Below are 7985 nucleotides of genomic sequence, written 5' to 3' on the forward strand. Positions count from 1 at the left end.
TTTGTCCTTACCCCTGAGCTTGTGCTCAGGGGGGCCAAGTTAGAAGGTTAAGTGAGTGTTAGAAGTTAACGGTCAGTGAGGCATTGACGTCATAGGCTGTGTCAACCACAGGCAACATTGAGTAGGCACTACCGGCAATCACATCGTCAATTTTCTGAGGAGCACCCACTGGTGAGCCACTTCCGGTATATTCATAGTCGTAATACAAACCGGCTAACTTAATAAACATTTTTGGATTAATATCGAAGATATAATAGGCTTCGGCAACATGACCGCGGGTGGCTAACTTACTGCCGATTGGGTCGTCTTGTGCTTGGGTGAAGGGACTCCAGTATTTAGAACCATAGTTATATTCCAAGCCGAATTTACCGAAGGGGGCAGGGATTTGCATACCTACATAAATGCCATAACCGTCTTTGGTGTCGCTATCAACGGTTTCTTTTGGCACCATAATGATTTCAGTACCTGTGCTATTAAGTTCGGCTTCAAATACCGCATCGCTTAACATGCCGCCGAATAAACCGGCATTGCCGTTAGGTTCTGCACGAGTCCAGCCGAGTGAAGCAAACACTTTCATATCGTCATCGGATTCATAGGCATAACCTAGTCCACCTAAGTACATATCACCAATCACACCGCTTGGTTGCACGCGGGTGACGAAGTTAAAGTTGTCAAATTTTTGCATGTCTTGATACATGGTTGGGGCAAAGATACCCGCCAGTTGAGTTGGGAATGCCATGGTGCCTGTAAAGCCATCATTGACATCTTTAGCACCGAATAAGGTGAACTGTAAGAAATGGTTACCGTCATTAATCACGTCGATATTAAACCCGCCGAGGTGGGTGTCTTTAGTGATGATGTCACCAAACAATTCGCCATTACCGTACTGTGACTCAAAGCCTTGACCGTAGCAAAAACGTACAGTTTGCCCTTCAATACCTGTGATATCACCTAAGTTGTAACCTAAGGTAAGACCATCGAAGTTGAAATTGACTAAGTGGCCTGACGGTGTGCCGCCTCTGAGTTCATTTTCACGATAATGGCTTGGTGGGCCATAGGTTGAAGGACGACGCCCAATAGAGAGGTAAACGCCACTATCGTTAATATCTTTCCAGTTAAAATAGGCGCGCTCTACTTTTAACTCATCACCACTGGTGCTTCCGCTACTGGTGCCATCCATGGTGAATGAGTTCCACGAGTCGAATACTTTAACCCCAGCTGAGTCTCCCCAACTCTTAAACATGGTTAAGCGTCCGGCAAAGCTGACGTTGTCCCATACTTTGGCATCAATGTTTAGGCGTAACCGGGTAGTGTAAAATATGTCGTTATTAATATCTTGTTGGGTTTTTTGGCCTAACACCATTGGCATAATGCCTTGCAGCATACCGCTTTGAAACGCGCTGGCTAAATCAGGATTAGCCATCATCATTTGGCCCAATGGTGAGGTGGCACTATTTGGATCGCCAAATGCTCCTGACATGGCTTTCGCGCCAAAATCAGAAAAGTTAACGTTCATGGCAGGGTTCCATGTGACATTTTGATAATGTAATGAGTGTGCTTTGGTTCTAAAGTCACCAGTGATGGACACTCTGTCCAGTGCCGTATGGCGCTCAGTTTTATCAACCCGTGAGTTTAAGTCGTCAAGATCTTCGGTAATGGTGGCCAGTTGTTGTTTAAGATCGGCAATTTTTTGTGAATCGGTGTCTGCCGCTAAGCTAGCGCCGCTCATGAAAAGCGCATTAGCTACAAGTATTGATATCAGAGTTCTCATCATCTTTCTCTCCCCCTAAACTTGCCAAATGTATAAGCTGATGTGGCAAATTTTTGGTGTAAAAATCCCTGAGGCTAAGCCTCACTATTTTGTCAGTTTGGTTATTGGCTGATGTGTACGCTTAAGACGACAAGGCCCTAAGCTGTAATGACTTAGCCACAGGTTGCTGGTTGGTCTGAATCGGCTGCGTGGTCATATAAAAACTGTTGAATATCTTTCAAGTCTTTTTCTGATAGCGCCTCGAAAACAGCAGGTTTGGCTTTATGCATATCGCGGGTGAAAAAGCGATCCCACTGGCTCATGGTTTTGGTCATCGGGGTGAGCTCTTTGCCTTCACTATTGGCACTGTGGCAAGCTTTACATTCTTTTTTATAAAGATGTTTACCTTTTTTAGGGTTACCACCTTCTGCAGCCATTACTTGGCTACCAAGAGAAAATGCAATCGCGATTGCAATACCAACTTTAACGTAAATGTTCATCATTTTATCCTCTACAAAGCTTTTTATGGCTGGTGCCTTAGCAACATATATTTATTGTTTTGCTGTAAATAATGTTACCTAAAAGGGGCTAGTGTTAATTTGAAGTAGATCATATCCATGAGAAAAAACTAATTGAAAAAAAGTTAATTGATAAAAATCTAATGGAGTTGGTGTGATGCAGATCTATTGTCTAGAGGGTAATAGTTTGCTAGAGGATAAATTAACGTTTAGTGACAGGGATTCAGCCACATAAAATAATGTGCAGCCCTGTTTGTTGGAAGGTCATTTGATAAAGATAATCAGTGAGTGGCGTTAAATTAATGCGATTGTCGACTTTATTACTAATATTGTTGCGCTAATGCTACACAATATTAATGTCGCAGCCCGGGTTTTCTCTTTATCGACACGGCCAATTAATCGACCAGAGACAAGGTAGCCAGCAATGACTGAGGGGAGTAATAGCAGTGATAGCCATAAATGTTTTACTTCAACTAAGCCGACAACGGCTAAAATAGCCAATGCGATTAATGAGCTAAAGACAAAAAAGGCTGATAGCGCCGCCCTAAATTGACTGGCATCTTGACCGGCAAGTAAAATGGCCATTGGTGGGCCGCCGATCGCAGCGATATTGCCAAATATGCCCGAAAATACCCCAGCGATAAATAAACTGATGCGATTGATTGGTGCGGTAAAGCGAAAGACGCTTAGGATAACGGCAATAAACACGATTGCTGCAATCACCAAGCCTAGTATGGCTTGTGGTGCAAACAGTAATAACCCTGCACCTAAAAATCCTCCTGGAACACGTCCCAGTAAGGCATATTGTAATCCATTAAACTGCAGGTGGCCGCGCTCTCTAAACAAGGTCATTGCAGAGATTGCAAAACCCATGGCAATAATAGGAACAGGAACTAATTGAGGATTAACAATATACAGTAGTGGGCTTGCTACAACGGCTAACCCAAAGCCAATTAAGCTTTGGGTTAGCGCGCCAAAAAATACAATAATTGATGCCAGTATCAAAGTGGTTGGATCGATAAATGACATCATAATTTCTCTTTAAAATATTACTGCTTATAGCAATCCACATTGAAATTGGATCTATTTTAGGCGTACAGCAACTATGCCTTTAAAGACTGCCTCGAATACCACGCTAATCATTTTCGCTAAAAGAGCAAACTTCAATAAGGATTGGTATCAATGGGCAGTTTTAAAGTCGGTGAGGGATTCATTAACCTGTAGGTTATTCGAGCTCTTCCCATTCGATACCCATATCATCCATTAACTTTTTCGCTTCACTTGGAATGCTATCAGGCTGATCTTTTGATAAATCACCGTCATAAGGTAATGGTTGACCTGTGTACGCGTGCAAAAATGCTTCGCATAGCAGTTCACTGTTAGTTGCATGGCGCAGATTATTTATCTGGCGACGCGTCCGCTCATCTGTCAGTACTTTTAATACTTTTAAAGGGATAGAAACCGTAATTTTTTTTACTTGTTCATTTTTTTTGCCGTGTTCGGCATATGGGCTGATATATTCGCCATTCCATTCAGTCATTAACTTACCCTTAACGATAAATACGCTGCAGATTTTAAACCGTTACAATCTCTAGTCAAATTATTGCTACTATTTAATCCCGATGCAAATAGATTTCTCGATGTTTAGACGTCTAAACGTCTATTTTGGTTGACTCAGGGAGAACTCTTCGGTAAATTTGGACGTCTAGACATCTATTGTGTGTTTGTGACTTTTTAGGAATCAATTATGACTCAGTATCAAAGTGCCACTTTGGCCGTTCGCCAGGGTATAGAAACAGACACACAACATGGTGCTATTGTGCCGCCGATTTATTTATCGACCAATTATTCATTTGATGGCCATACTAATCCTCGCGAGTTTGACTACAGCCGTTCAGGTAATCCGACGCGTTGTATATTAGGTGAGGCGATTGCAAAACTTGAGCAAGGTGTAACTGGTGTGGTGACATGTACCGGCATGGCGGCCATTACCTTAGTGACCAGTTTGTTGGGCCCAGATGATTTATTGGTTGTGCCGCACGATTGTTATGGTGGCAGTTACCGTTTATTTACTAACCTGGCCAAAAAAGGTCAATTTAAGTTATTGGTTGTTGATCAAACTGATGCGCAAGCGCTGGGCAACGCGATAGCGCAAAATCCCAAAATGGTCTGGTTAGAAACGCCATCAAATCCATTACTGCGGGTAGTCGATATTAATGCGATCAGTATCGCTTGCCATGAGGTTGGCGCGTTAGTGACGGTTGATAACACTTTTTTGTCGCCAATATTACAACAACCTTTATTGTTGGGGGCCGATATCGTTATTCACTCAACCACCAAATACATTAATGGTCACAGTGATGTGGTCGGTGGCGCTGTGGTGGCTAAAGATGCTGAAGTGGGTGAATTATTACATTGGTGGTCAAACACCCTTGGATTAACCGGTTCTGCTTTTGATAGCTATTTAACCTTACGTGGCTTAAGAACGCTGGCAGTCCGCATTCGTGAGCATCAACGTAATGCGCAAAAAATTGTAGAATTACTCAATGCCAGTGATGTGGTTGCCAAGGTGTATTATCCAGGGCTAAAAGACCATCCGGGTCACGAAATTGCCGCAAAACAACAACAAGGTTTTGGCGCTATGTTAAGTTTTGAATTAACCGGTGGCGAAGCTGAAGTGGTGGCCTTTTTACAGGCATTATCTTTGTTTAGTATTGCTGAAAGTTTAGGCGGAGTGGAAAGTTTAGTTGCTGTTCCTGCCACCATGACTCACCGTGCAATGGACCCACAGGCAAGGCAGCAGGCTGGTATTAAAGACACTTTACTGAGATTATCTGTCGGTATTGAAGATGCAGATGACCTGCTCGCGGATATTCAAGCCGGTCTCGCCGCTGTTACTGCGATAAAATCAGCTTGAGTTGGCTTAATTCGAGTTTAAGTTTGCTGTGGTTCCGGCCAAATAAAGTAAAATAGAAAATATGCACTTGCCACACTGTTTATTTCAAATTAGAAGTATAGCTGTCGCAATAAAAGTCTTAGTTGTTTAAGGAGTTAGTAATGACGCGAAGTCATTTACATAAGTTTGGTGGTTCAAGTTTAGCGGATGCAGATTGCTATCGCCGTGTTGCCCATATTTTGCTTACACATGGTCAAAGTGATGATTTAGTTGTGGTATCGGCCGCCGGCAAAACGACTAACTTTTTATACAAATTACTCACTCTGCGTGACAGCGGTCAGTTATGGCAAGAAGAGCTTCAAGTGCTGATCAGTTATCAGCAGACATTAATTGAACAGTTATTATCAAATGAGCTGGCTCGTGACCTACGTGAGCGCCTGTCGACTGACAAATCGCAATTAGTCAGTTTATTGTCTTTAGAGCAGCGTAATGACTACCAATTAAACCAAGTGGTCAGTTTTGGTGAGCGTTGGTCTGCACGCCTTATGGCCGCATTGCTGAGAGAAATGGGTGTAACAGCCACTCATGTGGATGCGTGTTCTATTTTGGTTGCAGACGAAGGTGCTATTCCCAATATTTTAGTGGCGCAATCGCGTGAAAAAGTACAAGCCTTACTCGCTTTACATCCGCAAGAGCGTTTAGTTATTACAGGTTTTATTTGTGCTAATCGTCATGGTGATACGTTATTGTTGGGCCGTAATGGTTCAGATTTTAGTGCTACCTTAATTGCCAGTTTAGCCGACATTGAGCGTGTGACGATTTGGACTGATGTTGAAGGGGTATTTAACGCCGACCCGAATAAAATTAATGACGCTAAATTACTCAAGAGTATGTCACTAGCAGAAGCGGATCGCTTAGCTCGTCTAGGCTCGCCTGTGTTGCACTCACGTACCTTACAGCCATTGTTTAATACTCACGTAAGTTTAGCCGTGCGGTCCAGTTATGCTTCACACACTGACTTTACCTTAATTGCTCCACTGAGTTCATCAGCCAGTGCACCCGTTGTGACTAACTTAAATGAAGTGGTGTTGTTTAGTTTTAAAATGAACGCTGACATTGAGCCGTTACTGACTATTTTAGATAACGTTGGCATTACGCCTTTAGCTTATTGGTCGCTAGCACAGAATAAGATTGAACTTGCACTTACCCTAGAGTGCCAGAAACAAGTACAGGCCTTATTGACGCAATACAGCAGTGAGTTTGGTATTGACGAGTTAAGTGCCCAAACTGATTTAGGTTTAGTGGCCCTTGTCAGTGCTGATGCGCATCACTTTAGACGCAGTTTTGCCCGATTACTTAGCCGCGATGCTAAACCTGTTTATCAAGATTCACTGAGTTTAGTCACCTTAGTGCCGCAAGCTCAAGTGAGCTTATTGACTCAGAAAGTGCATCGTCGTTGCGCTGGGCCAAGAATGCGCATCGGAGTGTTATTGTTGGGCGTGGGTAATATAGGTGAGGCGTGGATTGATTTATTTAAACGCGCAAGCCCTGCATTGGATCATGAACTTGAGGCTACTGTTGAGTTAGTGGGTTTAGTCGGCTCGAAAAAAGCCTTAATCTCTAATGACGGAATTAATCTCGAGCAATGGCAACAAGATTATCAGCAGCACGGCATTGAATGGGATTATGACAAATTGTTTGATCAGTTGGCACTGTTATCATGCGATGAAATTGTCGCACTCGATATCAGTGCCAGTGCAGCGTTAACCTTACAATATCCAGAGTTATTTGCCCGCGGAATTCATGTGGTGAGCGCGAATAAATTAGCCGGCTCTGGGCCATTACCTTTTTATCGCGAATTAAAACTGCAACTCAGTAATCGTCGCTTGTTTTGGCGTTATAACGCGAGTTGTGGCGCCGGTTTACCAATACAACATGCATTAAATGATTTACGTAACAGTGGCGACACAATTGAGGCCGTTGGTGGCATATTTTCCGGCACCTTGTGTTGGTTGTTCGAAAATTATGACGGCAGTAAACCGTTTTCTGAATTAGTACTCCACGCTCGAAGTTTAGGTATTACAGAACCTGATCCGCGTGATGACTTGTCGGGCCGCGATATGCAACGTAAGTTGTTAATCTTGGCGCGCGAGATTGGTTTGGCGATAGAATTAGATGATATCAGTCTTAACTCGTTAGTGCCCAAAGCCTTAGCAGAGTTATCACTTGAAGACTTTTTATCACGCATCAGTGAATTAGATGATGGTTTGTTGCAGCAATATGTCGCCGCAACAGAGCAACATAAAGTACTGCGCTATGTGGCTTCGTTGGATAAAGTGGAAGGTAAGTTACAAGCTGAAGTGAGTTTGCAGTGGGTGGATAATCATCATCCTTATGCCAATTTAACCCCAGGCGATAATGTGTTTGTTATTCGCAGTACGTTTTATCAAGGTAACCCTTTGATTATCCGCGGACCAGGGGCCGGGCGTGAGGTGACTGCTGCAGCGGTGCAGTCCGATTTAGTGCATATCTGCAAAGACCTATTGCAAGAGTAGGTCAGTTAAGTTGTCATCCCGGTAACGCTTTGGAGCCGGGGTTTAGCTTTTTTGGCCTGCGGCCATCAACGTCATGCCGACACTTCACTATTTCGTCAGCCCGACACTTCACTATTTAGTCATTTTGATATTTCACTATTTCGTCATATATGGACCCACCCGTTTTGCAAGTGATTTCGAAGCGTTGATAAACAAATTCATTGCCTTCATATATCCGGCTTGTGAACCGGGTGTTTTATATACCCGCAGCCCTAATGCAATTAGCT

Annotated in this window: 6 protein-coding genes; 2 read left to right on the top strand and 4 right to left on the bottom strand. The window is 43.3% G+C overall.

Going from position 1 to position 7985, the window contains the following annotated elements; all coding sequences use genetic code 11:
- Window positions 1–58: 58 nt before the first annotated feature.
- The 4 genes from H5185_RS02215 to metJ all read right to left on the bottom strand — a co-directional run bounded on the left by H5185_RS02215 (window position 59) and on the right by metJ (window position 3808).
- Window positions 59–1771 (bottom strand): DUF3373 domain-containing protein, encoded by a 1713-nt coding sequence (locus H5185_RS02215; protein WP_182741227.1) that lies wholly within the window; start codon window positions 1769–1771, stop codon window positions 59–61.
- Window positions 1772–1923: 152 nt separating this feature from the next.
- The gene (locus tag H5185_RS02220) at window positions 1924–2253 is read right to left on the bottom strand and encodes a cytochrome c (RefSeq protein WP_124015148.1); all 330 of its coding nucleotides are present in this window, start codon (window positions 2251–2253) and stop codon (window positions 1924–1926) included.
- A gap of 309 nt (window positions 2254–2562) precedes the next feature.
- Complete coding sequence (locus tag H5185_RS02225; RefSeq protein ID WP_182696767.1) at window positions 2563–3300, bottom strand: sulfite exporter TauE/SafE family protein; 738 nt, start codon at window positions 3298–3300, stop codon at window positions 2563–2565.
- Window positions 3301–3493: 193 nt separating this feature from the next.
- Entirely contained in the window at window positions 3494–3808 is a 315-nt protein-coding gene (metJ, locus tag H5185_RS02230; RefSeq protein WP_011638970.1) for a met regulon transcriptional regulator MetJ, read from the bottom strand.
- 207 nt (window positions 3809–4015) lie between these two features.
- Here metJ and metB point away from each other — a divergent pair, with 207 nt between their 5' ends.
- Window positions 4016–5185, top strand: a complete 1170-nt coding sequence (gene metB / locus H5185_RS02235; protein ID WP_182696766.1) for a cystathionine gamma-synthase — start codon at window positions 4016–4018, stop codon at window positions 5183–5185.
- 140 nt (window positions 5186–5325) lie between these two features.
- Entirely contained in the window at window positions 5326–7719 is a 2394-nt protein-coding gene (locus H5185_RS02240) for a bifunctional aspartate kinase/homoserine dehydrogenase II (protein ID WP_124015145.1), read from the top strand.
- Window positions 7720–7985: the final 266 nt, after the last annotated feature.

It is taken from the genome of Shewanella sp. SG44-6, from assembly GCF_014164185.1.
GTDB classification, from domain to species: Bacteria; Pseudomonadota; Gammaproteobacteria; order Enterobacterales; family Shewanellaceae; genus Shewanella; species Shewanella vesiculosa.